Origin of the sequence: Streptomyces sp. NBC_01515 (assembly GCF_045040345.1) — a bacterium.
Taxonomy (GTDB): Bacteria; Actinomycetota; Actinomycetes; order Streptomycetales; family Streptomycetaceae; genus Streptomyces.
Genome location: NZ_CP109416.1, coordinates 3,330,613 through 3,347,048 on the forward strand (window position 1 = coordinate 3,330,613; position 16,436 = coordinate 3,347,048).

The 16,436-nt window shown below is 71.0% G+C and carries 15 protein-coding genes; 6 read left to right on the plus strand and 9 right to left on the minus strand.

Annotation, left to right across the window (positions count from 1 at the left end):
- Positions 1–15: 15 nt before the first annotated feature.
- Positions 16–1,401, minus strand: a complete 1,386-nt coding sequence (locus tag OG407_RS14745) for an amidohydrolase (protein ID WP_405858297.1) — start codon at positions 1,399–1,401, stop codon at positions 16–18.
- Between the two features lie 137 nt (positions 1,402–1,538).
- On the opposite strand from OG407_RS14745, the gene OG407_RS14750 reads away from it, so the two are divergent.
- Complete coding sequence (locus OG407_RS14750) at positions 1,539–2,489, plus strand: endonuclease/exonuclease/phosphatase family protein (RefSeq protein ID WP_405858299.1); 951 nt, start codon at positions 1,539–1,541, stop codon at positions 2,487–2,489.
- An 18-nt stretch (positions 2,490–2,507) separates the two neighbouring features.
- On the opposite strand, the gene OG407_RS14755 is transcribed toward OG407_RS14750, so the two are convergent.
- Complete coding sequence (locus OG407_RS14755; RefSeq protein WP_405858301.1) at positions 2,508–4,373, minus strand: FUSC family protein; 1,866 nt, start codon at positions 4,371–4,373, stop codon at positions 2,508–2,510.
- A gap of 330 nt (positions 4,374–4,703) precedes the next feature.
- Here OG407_RS14755 and OG407_RS14760 point away from each other — a divergent pair, with 330 nt between their 5' ends.
- From OG407_RS14760 to OG407_RS14770, 3 genes are all read left to right on the plus strand, one after another.
- Complete coding sequence (locus OG407_RS14760) at positions 4,704–5,426, plus strand: hypothetical protein (protein WP_405858303.1); 723 nt, start codon at positions 4,704–4,706, stop codon at positions 5,424–5,426.
- 90 nt (positions 5,427–5,516) lie between these two features.
- A complete protein-coding gene (locus OG407_RS14765) occupies positions 5,517–5,951 on the plus strand; it encodes a RidA family protein (protein WP_405858305.1) in 435 nt (144 codons plus the stop codon).
- Positions 5,948–6,427, plus strand: a complete 480-nt coding sequence (locus tag OG407_RS14770; RefSeq protein ID WP_405858307.1) for a GNAT family N-acetyltransferase — start codon at positions 5,948–5,950, stop codon at positions 6,425–6,427. The genes OG407_RS14765 and OG407_RS14770 overlap by 4 nt, the downstream gene beginning before the upstream one ends.
- 40 nt (positions 6,428–6,467) lie before the next feature.
- Here the strand turns inward: OG407_RS14770 and OG407_RS14775 are convergent, their stop codons facing one another.
- From OG407_RS14775 to OG407_RS14785, 3 genes are all read right to left on the minus strand, one after another.
- A complete protein-coding gene (locus OG407_RS14775) occupies positions 6,468–7,415 on the minus strand; it encodes a glycoside hydrolase family 6 protein (RefSeq protein ID WP_405858309.1) in 948 nt (315 codons plus the stop codon).
- A 619-nt stretch (positions 7,416–8,034) separates the two neighbouring features.
- Entirely contained in the window at positions 8,035–8,748 is a 714-nt protein-coding gene (locus OG407_RS14780) for an aspartate/glutamate racemase family protein (protein ID WP_405858311.1), read from the minus strand.
- Between the two features lie 5 nt (positions 8,749–8,753).
- Positions 8,754–10,226 (minus strand): NCS1 family nucleobase:cation symporter-1, encoded by a 1,473-nt coding sequence (locus OG407_RS14785; RefSeq protein WP_405858313.1) that lies wholly within the window; start codon positions 10,224–10,226, stop codon positions 8,754–8,756.
- A gap of 160 nt (positions 10,227–10,386) precedes the next feature.
- Between OG407_RS14785 and OG407_RS14790 the strand changes: the two genes are divergently transcribed.
- Entirely contained in the window at positions 10,387–11,055 is a 669-nt protein-coding gene (locus OG407_RS14790; protein ID WP_405858314.1) for a GntR family transcriptional regulator, read from the plus strand.
- Between the two features lie 15 nt (positions 11,056–11,070).
- Positions 11,071–12,540, plus strand: a complete 1,470-nt coding sequence (locus OG407_RS14795) for a LamG domain-containing protein (protein WP_405858316.1) — start codon at positions 11,071–11,073, stop codon at positions 12,538–12,540.
- 9 nt (positions 12,541–12,549) lie between these two features.
- On the opposite strand, the gene pip is transcribed toward OG407_RS14795, so the two are convergent.
- From pip to OG407_RS14815, 4 genes are read right to left on the minus strand one after another with little or no spacing between them, the layout of a single operon-like run.
- A complete protein-coding gene (pip, locus tag OG407_RS14800; RefSeq protein WP_405858318.1) occupies positions 12,550–13,512 on the minus strand; it encodes a prolyl aminopeptidase in 963 nt (320 codons plus the stop codon).
- Positions 13,513–13,555: 43 nt separating this feature from the next.
- On the minus strand, positions 13,556–14,248 hold the full coding sequence (locus OG407_RS14805; RefSeq protein WP_405858320.1) for a uracil-DNA glycosylase: 693 nt from the start codon (positions 14,246–14,248) through the stop codon (positions 13,556–13,558).
- A gap of 16 nt (positions 14,249–14,264) precedes the next feature.
- Complete coding sequence (locus tag OG407_RS14810) at positions 14,265–15,818, minus strand: YfcC family protein (RefSeq protein WP_405858322.1); 1,554 nt, start codon at positions 15,816–15,818, stop codon at positions 14,265–14,267.
- Entirely contained in the window at positions 15,815–16,360 is a 546-nt protein-coding gene (locus OG407_RS14815; RefSeq protein ID WP_405858324.1) for a hypothetical protein, read from the minus strand. Before OG407_RS14815 ends, OG407_RS14810 begins: the two co-directional genes overlap by 4 nt.
- Between the last annotated feature and the right edge of the window lie 76 nt (positions 16,361–16,436).

The window sequence follows — 16,436 nt, forward strand, 5'->3', positions numbered from 1 at the left end:
GCGTAGAGGCGCGGCTCAGGTGTCGTATTCCTGGATCCGCCGACCGTGGCTCCGGTCCACGAGGGCGGGCAGTCGCTCCCCCAACTCCCGTACGACAGCGGGCACATCGAGCGTGAGCAGCTCGCGGTCGCGCATGAGAACCCGGCCGTCGACGATCGTGGTGCGCACGTCGGCGGAACGGGCGCTGTGCACGAGGGTGGCCGCGAGATCGTGGACGGGCTGGGTGTGCGGCCCGGTGAGATCGACGAGGACGATGTCGGCCCGGCGACCCGGCGCGATGGACCCGATCGAGTCACCCAGTCCGACCGCCCGCGCACTCTGGAGCGTTGCGTGGTGCAGCGCTTGACGGGACGTCAGCCACCGCGGGTCGCCCTCGGCGGACTTCTGGATCAGCGACGTGAGCGCCATCGACTCCCACACATCGAGGGAGTTGTTGGAGGCGGCACCGTCCGTGGCGAGTCCGACCGGTACGCCGATGGCACGCAGGGCGCGGATCGGAGTGGTGTCCGGCCAGGCGAACTTGAGGTATCCCCGGGGCGCGGTGGCCACTGCCGTACGGCCGCTCGCGCGCTCCAGGACGGGGAGGTCGCGGTCGATGATGCCGGTGCCGTGGGCGATGAGCAGGTCGGTGTCCAACAGGCCCGCGCGGTCGAGGACTTCGATGGGGGTGACGCCGTGGCGGGAGAGGCTGGTGTCGGTCTGGTCGCGGTTCTCGGCGGCGTGGAGGTGGACGGGGAGGCCGTGTTCCAGGGCGAGTCGGGCGGTGGCGGCGAGGTCGGCGTCGGTCACCGTGTAGGGGGCGTGCGGGGCGAGGGCGGTGGTGATGCGGCTGTCGGCGGTGCCCCGGTGCCGTAGCGCGAACTCCAGTGATTTCTCCCGGCCTTGAGGACCCTGGGAGGAGAAGTAGGTCTCGCCGAGATGCGCGCGGATCCCGCACTCGGCGACGACGGCCGCCACCGTGTCCATGGAGAAGTAGTGGTCGGCGAAGCAGGTGACCCCGGCGCGGATCATCTCGGCGCAGGCGAGCCGCGCCCCCAACTCCACGTCTTTTTCAGTGAGGTTGGACTCGACGGGCCACACGACGTCGTTGAACCACTCCTCCGTGGGCAGGTCCTCGGCGAGCCCGCGCAACGCGACCATCGGGGCGTGGGTGTGGCAGTTGATCAGCCCCGGCAGGGCGACCTGGCCGCGCGCGTCGATGCGTTCGACGGCGGCGAGGCCAACCACGTCCGTCACGTGCGCCGCGCTTGTCACCGACTCGACGCGCCCGTCCCGTACGACGATCGCGGCGTCCTGCTCGAAGCGGATGCGTTCCTGGTCGTCGTGGACGAGGACGGTGCAGCCGGTGATCAGCAGATCTGCGGGAGAGTGGCTCACTCTCCCAACGTACGACGTGGTCATCGCCCCGCGTGAGCCGAACCGCGCATCCCGGTGTTGCGCTGTCGCTCGCCGCCCCGGACCAGCACGCTTGCCTCACCACCAAGGCTTCTGGCACACGACCAAGGCTTCACGACCAAGGCTTATGGAAGGGGCCCCGCATGCTCCTCGGCACCTGGAATCTGGAGAACCTGTTCCGTCCCGGCGGCCCGTCCGGACCCAAGGACAAGGCCACCTACGAGACGAAGCTCGCCTCCCTCGCCGCCGTGATCACGGAACTGGACCCGGTGCTGCTCGGCGTCCAGGAGGTCGGCGACCCGGCGGCGCTCGACGACCTCGCCGGGATGCTGGACGGCGAATGGCACACCGCCACCTCCGCGCATCCGGACGTCCGGGGCATCCGCGTCGGCTTCCTCAGCCGTACGGAACCGCGGGTCGTCGCCGACACGAACACGTTCCCGGCTCACCTGCGCCCGGTGCAGTCGGACGACTCGGGCGCCGAGGAACCGAACGCGGGCCGGGGTTTCCTGGCGGTGGAGGTCACGACGGCGACCGGCCCACTGACGGTGGCCGTCGCCCATCTCAAGTCGAAGCTGCTGACCTACCCCGGCGACCGTTTCTTCCCGCACGACGAGGGCGAACGCGCCCGCTACGGCGCCTACGCCCTCTACCGCAGGGCCGCCGAGGCGACGACCCTGCGCGCGCTGGCCGACGAACTGCTCGCCGGTGAGGGCCGTACCCGGGACGTGGCCGTGCTCGGCGACATGAACGACGAGGTGCAGGCCGCGACCACCCAGATCCTGCTCGGCCCGCCCGGTTCGGAGATCGGCACGCCGGGCTACGACCGGGCCGACCAGGGCGACGCGGTCCGCCTGTGGGACGTGGCCCCGCTCATCCCGGCCGACCAGCGCTACTCCCGGATCAACTCCGGGCGCCGCGAGCTGATCGACCACATCCTGCTCAGCCAGCACCTGGTCCACCGGGTGACGGCGGCGGGGACGGGACTGCCGGGTGAGAGTGCGCCTCAACTGCCGTCGGTGGGGCCGGATCCCGCGGAGCGGCGGGAGGCGCCGGGGTCGGATCACGCGCCGGTGTGGGTGCGGATGAACTGACGGGGTCGGTCCAAGTGCCTAGACGGCGATGGTCAGTTCGATGGCACGCAGCCCGACGCGCCCCCGTCCCCGCTCGAACTCCTCCAGCAGCTCGGTGAGTTGCTGGATGTGGCGGGACGTGAGCCGCCCCGTGTCGTCGAGATGGACGGCGCAGGCGGTGGTCGTGTCCACGAGCCGTTCGAGGACGGCCGCGACCTCGTCGGTGCCCTCGGTGTGCCGGGCGAGGGCGGGGAGTTCGGCGGCCGAGACGGCGATGGCGCGGCGGGCCTCGGCGAGCGTGCGGTAGGCCTCTCGGCGGAGGGTCCAGCGCTCGGCACGGTCGTCGGACTCGTTGAGGACGTGCACGAGGTAGGCGTGCGCGGCGGCGCCCGCGGCGGCGAGCCGGGCGCGTACGCCCCCGCCGCGCTCCCCCGGCATCGGCAGATGCCCGACGATCAGCACGATCGCGCAGGCCAGCAGCGTCTCCCCGATCCGGCCGGCGGAGGCCTGCGGCTCCCCGCCCACCATCACGAGGGAGAGCACGAGAACGGTGACGACGGCGGTCTGCGCGGCGAAGTGCCGGGTGGCGACGGGAATGAGCGCACCACTGAGCGCCACGAGCGCGACAAGCCCCTCGGGCCGGGGCAGCACGGCGGCGAACCCGGCAAAGAGAAGCGCACCCAACACGGTCCCCGCCGCCCGGCTCAGCGCCCGGGAGGCGAGCGGCCCGAGGTCGGGCTTGACGAGGAAGACAGCGGTGGCGGGCAGCCAGTACCAGTGCTCGTGCTGCCCGTACCAGCGGGCTTGGTGCAGTGCCTGCGCGACGGCGACACTGGCCCCGAAACAGAGCGCGACCCGCACGCCGTACTCCCGCCCCCCGGCCCCAAAGGCCTTGCGGAGCAGATCAGTTGGCGTACGCCGACGCGTGTGCAGACTCGATTCGCTCCCCTCCGCCTGGTCGAAGGCATCGGCGGCCTGCAGCAGCGCGTCGTCGAGGGCGCGCAGCGCGGGCGCGGAACGGTTGGGCGCGGGCAGCGGCCCGGTGGCCGCGTTGTCACGCACGGCGGCGGCGAGCCGACGCGGCCCTTCACCCGCCCGTGCCGACACCGCCTCCCCCGCCCAGGCGATCGCGGTCGCGGCCTCGGCGAGCGGCAGGGCCGCGGCGTACTGCCCGTGCAGCCGCCGCTCGGCCGCCGAACTGGCGTACCGCCGCAGCCGCGGCCCGGCGAGCGCGTCCTGCGCGTGATCGAGCGCGGCGGTCAGCGCGGCGCGGCGCCCCGTCGCCTCCGCCCCGCCACTGGCGTCGAGCAGCGCGGCGATCGCGTCGTACACGGCGGCTACGGCGTGCCGCTCGCCGTCGAACCGGTAGTCACCGGCGATGGCCCCGGGCGTGGGCAGCGCCAGCCGCAGCAGGACCAGCCAGGCGGCCCCGGCGAGAAAGGCGAGGGCCCGCTCCCACCCCGGTTCGGGCAGGGGCATCCCGGCGCCGATGGCGGAGGCGACAAGCAATTGCGTACCGGCACCGGAAGCGACGGGCCCGATGGCACTGAACCCACCGGCGACCAGGCCGATCCCGGTGAACAGAAGCGTCAGCGCGACGGCCCCGACATGCGCGCCGGTGTACGTCCCGATCAGTAGCCCGGCGGCTCCGGCCAGCGCGGGGCCCCCGAGTCGCTTGACGGAGGCCCGCCGGCTCCCGGGCCGGTCGTTGATCCCGGCGAGCATCGCCCCGAGCGCGGCCAGCACTCCGAGTGACGTACGCCCGACGAGCACGGCGACCATCAGCAGCGGCCCGGCGGCCAGCGCCCCTCGTGTGACCGCGCTCCAGGGGACCGGCCCGCGCTGGGCACGGAGCGTGTGGGCGAGCCAGGGCGGAAGCGAGAACGCGTCGGTACGACGGGACACAGGGCTCCTGTCTTGACGAGGGCGGGGTGTGCCTTCGGGCGACGGTGGCCGGGGCGGTAGCCGTGGTGTCCACGGTAGTTCCCGACCTTGTGCGGAACGGGCCGTGCGCATTTCGGGGATGTGAAGGTTGACCGGAAGCGCGCTTTCTTTATGAACGCAACGCTGAGAACAGCACTCCCACGTCGGCAACCGCACGCCGCTCCAAAAACCGCTTCGCGTTCGTCACCCACTCCCCCGGCGGTGCCGAGCCAACGCCCGGCGGCGGGCCGATTGTCAGTGGCGCGCGCTTCACTGGAGTGGTCACTGAGGGTCACCACGGGGGAGCGGTCGATGGCGGCGCACGAGACGAATGAGAGCGGGCAGGGACAGGAGCAGGGGCGGGACGCGGAGGGTGGCGGCGACGCGCATGCCACTCGTACGCATCTTTCGGCCGCCGGGTTGCGCGCGCGGGGATGGACCGTCGGGATGGTGCGTCAACTGCTCGGTGAACCTGACCTGTTGCGGGTCAATCCGCACTTCCGAGCAGCTCCGCGAATCCGCCTGTACTGCGTCGAGCGGGTCGAGGCCGCTGAGCGGAGTGAGGAATTCCGGGCCGTTGCGGCGGCTGCCGCGCGGAGGTCGGCCGCGGCGCGGGTCGCCGCTCGGCGCAGGCGGCGGGAGGTGCTGGCGCGGATCGCGGCGGAGCCGATCGACGTACCGCGGTTGGCTCCGCAGAAGTTGGCGGCGCTTGCGGTTGAGCACCGCGATCGACGGGACGGGGAGCGGGCGTACGAGCGGCGGGGGACGCTGCCGGATGGCGCCGCCGTCAGGGGTGGGAGTGCCGATGTCGCCGACGTGCCCGACCGGTGGAAGGTCGACTATCTGCTGCACCGACTGGCCCGCCACGACGAGTTGCTGAACGGGCTGCACGGGGGTGCGGGGTGGGTCGCGGCGGAGGAGTTGCTCCGGCGGCGGGTCTACGCGGCCATCACCGAGGCGTACCCGCTCCTTGCGCAGGAGTGCGAACGGCGACTGTCCGGCGGAAATTCGGATGCGGGCGCCTCGTGCATGTGATCGGCTGACGCCCGCACTGCGCCGACCACCGACGGCCGACCGCCGACTATCGGCCTCCGGTGACCGATCGACCGATTCCTGGGAGACCCCGTGCTCGAACGCGTCACCGTCCCCACCCTCTTCCCGCCGCCCACCTACTCCCACGCGACCGTCGTCGAAGCCGGTACGAAGCTCGCCTTTCTCGCCGGGGCGGTGCCGCTCGACGGCGAGGGCAAGGTGGTCGGGGTGGGGGACGCGGTGCGGCAGGCCGAGCAGGTGGTGGTGAATCTCGGGGAGCAACTGCGCGCGGTCGGGAGCGACTTGGGGCATGTCGTCGCTACGGACGTGTACGTCGTGAGTAGCGAGCCCTCGGTATTGTCCGCCGTGTGGGAGGTGGTCGAGGCGTCCGGGCTCAGTGCGGGGCCGCATTCGTCCACGCTCGTCGGCGTGGCCTGTCTCGGGTACACCGGGCAGCTCGTGGAGATCACGGCGACGGCCGTCGTGCCGGAAGAAGCGCCGGCAGAGGAAGAGGTGTCTCAGTCGTGAATCCCGGCTCCGAGGCCGCCGTCACGCTGCGGCGGGCCACCGCACCCGATGCGCGGCCCGCCGCCGATGTGTGGCTGCGTTCGTTCGCCGCCGCGCTGCCGACCGTCGTCAGTCCGCGGTCCGCCGATGACGTGCGGGACTACTTCCGGGACGTCGTCGTGCCGTTGCGGGAGATCTGGGTGGCCGATGCGGGGGACGACGGCGGTGGGGTCGTGGGGCTGATGGTGATCAACGGGGACGAGTTGTCGCAGCTGTATCTCGAACCGGACTGGCGCGGGCGGGGGCTCGGGGACCGGTTCGTCGAGCTGGCGAAGGAGCGGAGTCCGGGGGGCCTGGAGCTGTGGACGTTCCAGGTGAACAAGCCCGCGCACCGGTTCTACGAACGGCACGGCTTCGTCGCCGTCGAGTTCACGGACGGGAGCGGCAACGAGGAGCGGGAGCCGGATGTGCGGTACGTGTGGGAGCCCAAGCCGTAAGCCGCCCGGTCACCCGGTCACCGGGTCGCCAAGTCATGGGTCAGGGGCGGGCGTTGCGGGCCAGTTCTAGGGCGTTCGAGGGCCACCACTGGCCTGCGGCCGGGCCGCCTCGGCAGGTGCCGTCGGACTCGCCGGGGCGTTTGATCCACAGGTAGGCGTCGAGGAGGGGGTTGTCCGTGCGGGTGGTCGGCGGGGTGCCGAGGGCGCGGCCGGGGGGATTGCACCAGGCGTCGGTGCCGGCGTAGGGGCCGTTGCCGTTGCGGCTGGTGTCGATGACGTAGTGCTTGCCGGCGAGGTCTTTGGAGAGTTGGTCGCCGTACGTCGAACTCGCCTGGTTCGTCTGGTAGTTGGAGACGTTCAGGGCTACGCCGTCGGCTCGGTCGACCCCGGACGCCTTGAGCGCGGCGACCAGTCGCCAGGCCTCGGGGATCCAGCTGGAGTTGCCCGCGTCGACGTAGACGTGCGTGTGCGGTTGGCGTTTGAGGTGGTCCACGGCGTAGGCGAGCAGTGCGTAGCGTTCGCTCGCGGTGACCCGGGTGCACCCCGCGACCACCTGGGCGACCGCGTCCGGTTCGACGATCACGTAGGCGCCCCGGTCGCCGAGGGCGGTCGCGAACTCGTCGATCCAGGTGCGGTAGGCGGCCGCGGTGGGGGCGCCGCCCAGGGAGTACTGGCCGCAGTCCCGGTTCGGGATGTAGTACGCGACGAGTACGGCGGTGCGGCCGGCCTGGGTGGCGGCGGTGGTGCGGGCGCGGACGAGTGGGCCGGGGTTGGGGCCGTTGAGCCACTCGGCTTCGGGTCTGGCGGCGATGCGGTCCATCAACGCGGCGTCGGCTGTTCGGCCGGCCCCTCGCCATGTCGCCGCCTGCTGTGCGGCTCGGGAGTCGGGGGCGGTCCAGAACGGTTCCGGTACGTCACGGGTCGCCCCGGCGCAGCAGAGTCCTGCGAGGAGGGTGGCGAGGAGGGCTCGACGTACCGGGGTGGGCAAGGTGCCTCCGTTCTTGCCGCGAGGGGGTAACCGGGCGGCGACTTGTTCCTCCCGGAGTTTGCGGGGCGCTGGAGACTGACCCGGTGCGTGACTTGGCAGGGCGGGGGAAGATCACCCCGACGGGGGTGTGGTGCGGCGGGGGGGGAGCGGCGCGGTAGGGGGTACCGGGATCTGTCGTTTCGCGGGTGCCGCGCCGTCGTGGCTGGTCGCGCAGTTCCCCGCGCCCCTAAAAGCCACTGCACGCGCCCGTGCGACTGCCGCGCCGTCGTGGCCGGTCGCGCAGTTCCCCGCGCCCCTAAAAGCCACTGCACGCGCCCGTGCGACTGCTGCGCCGTCGTGGTTGATCGCACAGTTCCCCGCGCCCCTAAATGCCGCCGCCCCGCCCGTGCGACTGCTCCGTCGGCGTGGCTGGTCGCGCAGTTCGCCGCGCTCCTGAAAAGCCACTACCTCGGGCCCCTTTAGAGCATGGCCCCAACCAACCCGTACCCCTGAGACTCGGCCCAACTGAGCCGCTTTTCAGGGGCGCGGGGAACTGCGCGAGCAACCCCCACGCACCCGCACTCCGAACTCAACCCAGCAACCCGGACCGCACCCCCACCCCCTCAGCACCCCCACCCCCTCAGCGCCCCCACCCCCTCCTCTTCACCACCGGTCGACCAAAACTCCCCACCCGACTCGTCCTCAACCCCAACCCCACCAACGACTCGGCCAACTTCACCCCCGCCCCCACCCCGTCCACCACAGGCAACCCCAGCTTCTCCCCCACCACCCGCTGCAACCCCGTCATCCCGGCACACCCCAGCACCAACACCTCCGCCCCGGCCGCACACACCCGTTCCGCCGCCGCGAGGAACGCCGCCTCCGTGCGGGCCTCGTCGCCGCCCAGGTCGAGGACGCTCAGCCCCGTCCCCACCACCGCCGCGCAGTTCCGGCCGACCCCCGCCAGCTCCAGGCTGTCCTCGATCTGCCCGCAGGAGCGTTCCAGCGTAGTGACGACGCCGTAGCGTCGGCCGAGCAGGCAGGCCAGGTGGGCGGCCGCCTCGGTGATGTCGACGACCGGTACGTCCACCAACTCCCGGACGCCTTCCCGCCCGTGCTCCCCGAAGCCGGCCATGACGACGGCGTCGTAGGCAGGGCCCTCGTACGTCCGGAGGAGGTCCATGACGGCCGCCGCCGAGAGGTAGCTGTCCAGCCAGCCCTCCGCCGACTCGGGGCCCCACTCCGGGGTCAGGCCGGTCACGGTGGTGCCCGGGCCTGCTGCGGCCCGGGCACCTCGTACGATCTCCTCGGTCATCGCCTGCGTGGTGTTGCAGTTGGTGACGACGATGCGCACGCTGGTCAGACCTCCAGGGGCTCGGGAACGGGCTCGGCGGCGGCTCGATCGGTGCGGCAGATCAGTAGGTACAGGCCCGCGCCCAGCGCCGTACCGATGAACCACGAGTACGGGGCCACGTCGCTGAACGTCTTCACCAGCGCGAGCACCGCCGCTACCGCCGCCGCGGGCAGGAACGCCGCGAGGGCCTTGGGGTTGACGCCGCCCCGGTAGTAGTAGCGGGAGCCCGGGGTCGCGTCGAACAACGCCTGCGTATCGACCCGGCCGCGCTTCACCCAGTAGTAGTCGACCATGATCACGCCGAACAGCGGGCCCAGGAAGGCGCCGAGGCCGCCGAGGAAGTAGTTGACGACCGTGGGGTTGGAGAAGAGGTTCCACGGGGTCACGACCAGCGCGGCCACCGTGCTGATCATGCCGCCGATCCTGAAGGTGATCTTCTGCGGCCAGACGTTGGCCAGGTCGTACGCCGGCGAGACGAAGTTGGCCACGATGTTGACGCCCATGGTGGCGACGGCGAACGTCAGCGCACCCAGCACCATCACCCAGGTGTTGCCGACCTTGGCCACCAACTCGGCCGGATCCGTGATGGCCTGGCCCCAGACCTCCAGCGAGCCGGCCGTGACGATCACCGAAACGACCACGAACGCGGTGGAGTTGATGGGCAGGCCCCAGAAGTTGCCGCGGCGGACGGTCTTGTAGTCCGGCGCGAAGCGGGAGAAATCGCAGAAGTTGAGCATCAGCGTGCCGTAGGTGGCGAGGATCAGGCCGATCGCGCCGAACCACTGGCGCCACTGCTCGCCGAACGAGACCGGGTGCGGGGTCGAGGTGAGGGAGATCGACCAACCCGCCTTCGCCAGTACCCAGATGGCCAGCGCGATCATCACCAGCCAGATCGCGGGGCCGCAGAAGTCCTGGAACTTCCGTACGGATTCCATGCCCTGACTGATGATCACCGCCTGGATCAGCCACAGCGACACGAAGGAGACCCAGCCGAGGGCGTCAAGTCCCAGGAAGGAGTGGTGAGTCCAGGATTCCAGGCCCGGCCACGCGGCCAGCAGCATCACGTTGACGGCGACGGAGGCGAGGTAGGTCTGGATGCCGTACCACATGATGGCGATCACGGCCCGGATGAGCGCCGGGATGTTCGCGCCCCACACGCCGAAGCTGATGCGGCTGACGACCGGGAACGGGACGCCGTGCGCCTGCCCGATCCTCCCCATCCAGTTCATGCCGACGTAGATGAGCACGAAGCCGACGAGCAGGGCGGTGAAGACCTGCCAGACGTTCATGCCGAGGACCAACAGGCCTGCGGCGAACGTGTAGTTGCCGAGGTTGTGGACGTCCGACATCCACATGGCGAAGAGGTCGAAGACCTTCCAGTTGCGCTTGTCGGCGGGGGCGAGGTCTTCGTTGGTGAGCCGTGGGTCGGGGACGAACGCTGGTGTGCCGGTGACTTCGGCACGGTCGGCGAGGGACACGGGGCCTCCAGGGCGAGGGGACGGGAGGGGCGGGCAGGACGGCTTCCGGTGTCGTTTGGTATACCAAACTGCCGTCATGGTCCTCCCGTCAACAGTTCCGACCGATGTCTCCGCTGTTAACGCTCCGTAAAAGACCCTCGGAGTCGGCGAAGATAGCCCCATGAGCTCCACGACAGCGAAGATCGAACCCCTCGGAGCGGTGCGCGAGCGCGTCCTGGCCACCCTGCGGCAGGACGTCATCGCCGGTCGCCTCCGCCCCGGTGACCGGCTGGTGGAGCGCGAGCTGGCCGAGCGCTTCGGCATCTCCCGGGTGCCGGTCCGCGAGGCGATCCGCGCGCTGGTCGCCGAGGGGTTCGTCCACTTCGAGACCCCGCGGCGCACGGTCGTCCGCCGTCTCACCCCGAACGACGTGCGGGAACTCTTCGAACTGCGCGAGGCCCTGGAGGTCTACGCGGCCGGGCTCGCCGCGTCCCGCGCGACACCGGAGGAACTGGCCGAGGTGCGGGAACTCCTCGACCGTGCGGCCGCCGCGACCGAGGCGGGGGACGCGGAGGTGATCACGGACATCAACAGCCGCCTGCACGACAGCATCGTGGCGATCGCGGGCAACACGCTGCTGACCGCCGCGCTGGAACCCGTCGCCGGGCGACTGCGCTGGATGACCCGACGGAACGAGGAGTGGCCCCAACTCCTCGTGGAACACCGCGAGTTGTACGAGGCGATCGCGTCCGGTGACCCGGACCGCGCCCGCGCGCACGCACTGGCCCACGTGCGGACCAACTACCGTTCCACGGTCCGGCACCTGTTCGAGGACGACGCGCAGCAGTAGGCAGAGGGAGCGAACATGATCAGCAGACGTGGCCTGTTGAGCGGGGCCGCGCTGGTCGGCGTCGGGGCGATGGCCGGCGGATCGCAGAGGGCGGGGGTGGCCGTGACGGACGTGACGCCGGACACTCCGTTCACGCCGGCCGGGACGCCGCATCTGGCGCAGGCCGAGCAACTGGTGAGATATCAGCGGTTGTTGGCAGCCGGGTATCTGGTGGACGGGCTGGTGGGGCACTGGGCGCTGGACGGCTCGGGCGCGGACCGTTCCGGCCGGGAGCATCCCGTCACGCTCGGCTCCGGCGCGACCTGGACGACGCTGCGCGCGGGCGGCGAGCTGAGCCTCGACGGGGCGTCCGGGGCGTACGCCGCCACGGGCTCGGTCCTGGACACGACACTCCCCTTCACCGTGTCGGCATGGGTGCGGCTGGCGAGCGAAGCCGACCCGGCGACCATGCACACGGCGGTGAGCCAGGACGGGACGACCACCAGCCGCTTCCTCCTCCAGTACGACAACACCGTCTCCACCTGGGCCTTCAAGGTCCGCGGCGAGGACCAGACGACCGAGGCCTCCGCCGTCGCCACGTCACCGGCCGGTCTCGGCAACTGGACCCAGTTGACCGGCGTCTGGGACGGCACGGAGATCCGGCTGTACGTCGACGGGCAACTGCAGGGCAGCGCCGCGACCTCCCTGTCCTGGGCCGCGCCCTCCGGCTTCTCCATCGGCCGGGCCCGCTTCGACGGCGCGCCCGTCAACCGGTTCAAGGGCGCGATCGACGACGTACGGGCGTACGCCCGCGCCCTGACCGCCGACGAGATCGCCGTCGTCAGCGGCCGTACGGCCCGCGAGAACAACGTCTACCTCAAGGGCTCGGCAGCGAAGCTCACTTGGGGCCTCCCCGGCGACCCGGCGAGCTGGGTCGCCCGCGCCCGCTGCGCGTCCTTCGTCACCGGTGTCCTCAAACACACCTACGGCTGGGCGGGCGCCGACTACTTCCTCCAGTACTTCCAGGAGAAGGGCCCGGAGGCCGCCGACTACTGCGCGGCCTTCCTGAACGGCACCGCCGGCCCCCGCTTCCAGCGCGTCCGCAAGGTCGCCGACCTCCAGCCCGGCGACATCATCGCCGTCGACTACAACGGCAGCGACCCCGACAACACCGGCCACATCGTCATGGTCCGCGAGGTCAAGGGCGTCTTCAGCGGCACCGCCGACTTCACCGGCGAGACGCAGTACGCCGTCGAGATCGTCGACTGCACCTCCGCCCCGCACGGCGTCTACGCCCTGACCAACTACCCCAAGTACCCGGACACCCGCATGGTCGGCAGCGTCCCCGGTGAGAACCTCCAGGGCGTCGGCATCGGCCACATGATGTTCTACGCCTCCGACACCACGGGCGAATTCTCGCGGTACCGGTGGAGCGTCAACTCGTCGAAGAAAAGCGGGACTTACGACGTGACGGCCCGACCCGTGGCGGCGGCGCGAGTCGGCTGACCAACTGGGCTAACGGCGGGCGTACTTGTCCGTCGCCGCCACCAGCGCCTCCGCGACACCGGGCGCGCTCGCGTTGTGCCCGGCCTCGTCCACGACCACCAACTCGCTGCCGGGCCAGGCGTGATGGAGCCGCCAGACGACACCGAGGAGATTGCCGAGGTCGAGGCTGCCCTGGACGAGGGTGCCGGGGATGTCCTTGAGAAGGGGCGCGTCCCGCAGTACGACACCGTCCTCGTTTCCCTCTCTCAGGAAGTGGTCGCTACCGAAGTAGTGCGTGACGGTCCGCGCGAAGCACATCCTGAACTCCGGGTCCTCGTACCGCTTTTCGGAGCGCGGCGGCGCCGGGACGATCGCGGTCTCCCAGTCCGTCCAGGCGCGTGCGGCCCGCTCCCGCACCGCGCGGTCGGGCGACTCGATGAGCCGGTTGTAGGCGGCGGCTAGGTTCCCTTCGCGCTCCGCGACGGGGAGTTCGGAGACGAACGCCTCGAACGCCTCCGGGAAGAGCTTCCCAAGTCCCCTGGTCAGCAAGGCCACTTCGGGATTCGACCCGGTGGCAACGCACGTCAGCACCAGCTCCGACACCACACCCGGATGCGTCTGCGCGTACCGCAGCCCGAGTACCGACCCCCACGACGCGCCCCACACCAGCCACCGTTCGATCCCCAACTCCCGCCGCAGCAGCTCCAGATCGGCGATGAGGTGGGCCGTCGTGTTCACGCTCATGTCGGTGTCGTACGCGCTCGCGTGCGGCGTGGAGCGTCCGCACCCGCGCTGGTCGAGCAGCACGATCCGGTAGGCGGCGGGGTCGAAGTACCGCCGGGGGTAAGGGGAACAGCCCGACCCGGGGCCACCGTGCAGCACGACGGCGGGCTTGCCGTGCGGGTTTCCGCAGGTCTCCCAGTAGACGTGGTTGCCGTCGCCGACGTCGAGCATGCCGTGGTCGTACGGTTCGATCTCCGGATACAGGCCCATCCCGCGACCCTAACCTCGTTACGGTTCCGGCGACTCCGGCTCGCTACGGCGTGGTCGGCAGCCCCGCCGCCGCGGCCGCCGTGCGCAGGACGTCCCGCAGCATCGCGGGGGTGAGCTTGCCGGTGAAGGTGTTGCGCTGGCTGACGTGGAAGCAGCCGAAGAGGTCGAGGCCGCCGAGGGAGACCCGGGCGCCGTGCCCGAACGCGGGCCGTGGGCGCGGGACTTGCCACCCCGCCGCCGCGAACGCGGGCAGCGCCGCCTGCCAGCCGAAGGCGCCGAGGACGACCACGGCCCTCAACGTCGGCCGCAGCAGGGTGAGTTCCTCGACCAGCCAGGAACGGCAGGTGTCGCGTTCCTCGGGGGTGGGCTTGTTGGCGGGCGGGGCGCAGCGCACCGGTGAGGTGATGCGCACGCCGTACAGTTCCAGGCCGTCGTCGGCGCTCACGGCGGTCGGCTGCGAGGCGAGCCCGATGTCGTAGAGGGCCTCGTACAGGACGTCCCCGGAGCGGTCGCCGGTGAACATGCGGCCGGTGCGGTTGGCGCCGTGCGCGGCCGGGGCGAGGCCGATGATCAGGAGCGACGCGTCGGCGGGGCCGAAGCCGGGTACCGGGCGGCCCCAGTACGTCCAGTCGGCGAAGGCGGCGCGTTTGGTGCGGGCGACCTCCTCGCGCCAGGCGACCAGGCGGGGGCAGGCCCGGCAGCCGGTGATCCGGTGGTCGAGGTCGGACAGGTTCATCTCGCCACCGTACGGCTCAGGTGAGGATCGCGCCGAACGCCACGAACCCGCAGATCATCAGGAACAGCAGCGCCAGCAACGGCCATACGAACCGCAGGTACTTGTCGTAGCCGACCTTCGCCAGCGCCACCCCGCCGATGGTGACGGCGGTCGTCGGCACCCAGAGGTTCATCCAGCCGCTGGCGGCCTGCCAGGCGGTGACGACGACCGCGCGGGAGACCCCGGCGAAGTCGGCGAGCGGGGCGAGGATCGGCATGGCGAGCGTCGCGTGGCCGGAGGTGGACGGGATCAGGAAGGCGAGCGGCAGGTTCACGACGAAGACGATGATCGCGAAGACGCCGGACGAGGTGCCCTTCACGATGCCCTCGATGGAGTGCAGCACCGTGTCCGTGATCTTCGAGTTGTTCATGATGACGGTGACCCCGCGCGCCAGCACGATCACCAGTGCCGGCGAGATGAAGTCGGCGGCCCCCTGGATGATCATCGAGCTGAGCTTCTGCTCCCCCATCCGCGCCACCAGCCCGATCAGCACGGCCGCGCACAGGAACAGCGCCGCCAACTGCGGGAAGGACCAGCCGAGTTCGAAGCCGTACGGTGTCGCGTCCGCGTCGCCGGTGAGCGCGCTCGCCCAGGGCACCACCGAGAAGATCATGAAAGCGAAGACCAGGCCCATGGTGACCAGAACCGCCTTGTGGAGCCCGGTGAGTTGGGGTTCCTCGGCGGAGGCGGAGGCGGACCCGGAGTCGGCGGTGGCCTCCTGGTTGTTGTCCCGGTCGCCGGGCAGGAACCCGGTGATCGACCGCTCGGGGTTACGCCGCACGCGGCGCGCGTACCGGATGACGTACGCCACCGTCACCGCCGTCAGCACCACCCACATCACGAACCGCAGCACGATGCCGTCGCCGAGCGAGATGTCCGCGGCGGAGGAGGCGACGCCGGTCGCGAAGGGGTTCACCGTCGAGCAGAGCACGCCGATCCCGGCGCCGAGGATGATCGTGCCGACGGCGACCATCCGGTCGTAGCCGAGTGCCAGCATCAGCGGCACGATCAGACCGTAGAAACCGAGGGTCTCCTCGGCGAAGCCCTCGACCGTGCCGAGGATCGAGAAGACCACCATGATCCCGGCGATGAGCAACGCACCGCGCTCGCGCAGCCGGTGGGCGAGCCGGCCGATGCCCCGGTCGAGGGCGCCGGTCGCGAACACCACCGTGATGAACGCCCCGATGGCGAGCACGAAGAGGAACACGCCCGCGCTGCCGTACAGTTCACCGGCCAGATCGGGTCCGACCTGGCCGGTCTTCTCGTCCTGGACACCGTAGAGGCCGTTGACGGGCGCGAGGAACAGGTCGTCGAGGCGGTCGACGAAGCTCTGCCCGGAGTCGACGCGGTGGTAAGTGCCCTGGATCGGGGCGCCGGAGGCGTTGCGGTCGTACTGCCCGGACGGCACGAGGAACGCGAGCAGCCACACGGCGATCGTGACCACCGCGAGGACGGTCAGCGCGCTGGGGAAGGTGAACTTCGGCTTGTGCGGCGGCTGTTCGGTGGTCCGCAGGTCGTCGGCGGTACTCATACGGCCGCCGCCCCACCCTGACTCCGGCTCCGGAAGTCGGCCGCGTATCGCTCGACGAACGCGCACATCGCGACGACCGTGTTCCGCAACTCCGAGAACAACACCCGCTCGTTGGGCGCGTGCAAATTGCACATGCTGTCCTGCGCGCCGAAGAGCAGCACCTCGGCGTCGGGCACGGCACGGTAGGCGGGCCCGCCGGTCGCGGCCTCGTAACCGGGGCCGGTGTCGCCCGGGGTGACGGTGAGCGAAACACCGAAGGGCGTAAGCGAGTTGAGGTGATCGACAAGCCGGGCCCGCGCCTCGTGGGGATCCTGGAGCGGGTGAAACCGGAGGTTCAGCTTGGCCCGCGCATACGGCACGACCGCCGAGGCCGCGTGATCGACACCGGCCCCGCGCAACAACCCGACGAGCAGGTCATGCGCTTCCCGCACCGGCTCGGCCGGAAACCCGGGAAAGGCCACGGCCGGAATCGCGGCGAGCCGCACGAGGTCGGCCCGGAGCCCGTCCATCAACGCGTCGACCTTTGCTGCGATGTCGTGCACGTCCGACCCCTTGTCTCCACGCCTCTACGACCTCTACGCCGACTGCGGCCTCTACGACCTCGGGAAACAGCCTCTG

Bases quoted from the DNA above. Each gene is read 5' to 3' on its own strand.
- OG407_RS14750 (WP_405858299.1), top strand. From the start codon at position 1,539: ATGCTCCTCGGCACCTGGAATCTGGAGAACCTGTTCCGTCCCGGCGGC.
- OG407_RS14745 (WP_405858297.1), bottom strand. From the start codon at position 1,401: ATGACCACGTCGTACGTTGGGAGAGTGAGCCACTCTCCCGCAGATCTG.
- OG407_RS14795 (WP_405858316.1), top strand. From the start codon at position 11,071: ATGATCAGCAGACGTGGCCTGTTGAGCGGGGCCGCGCTGGTCGGCGTC.
- OG407_RS14760 (WP_405858303.1), top strand. From the start codon at position 4,704: ATGGCGGCGCACGAGACGAATGAGAGCGGGCAGGGACAGGAGCAGGGG.
- pip (WP_405858318.1), bottom strand. From the start codon at position 13,512: ATGGGCCTGTATCCGGAGATCGAACCGTACGACCACGGCATGCTCGAC.
- OG407_RS14810 (WP_405858322.1), bottom strand. From the start codon at position 15,818: ATGAGTACCGCCGACGACCTGCGGACCACCGAACAGCCGCCGCACAAG.
- OG407_RS14790 (WP_405858314.1), top strand. From the start codon at position 10,387: ATGAGCTCCACGACAGCGAAGATCGAACCCCTCGGAGCGGTGCGCGAG.
- OG407_RS14805 (WP_405858320.1), bottom strand. From the start codon at position 14,248: ATGAACCTGTCCGACCTCGACCACCGGATCACCGGCTGCCGGGCCTGC.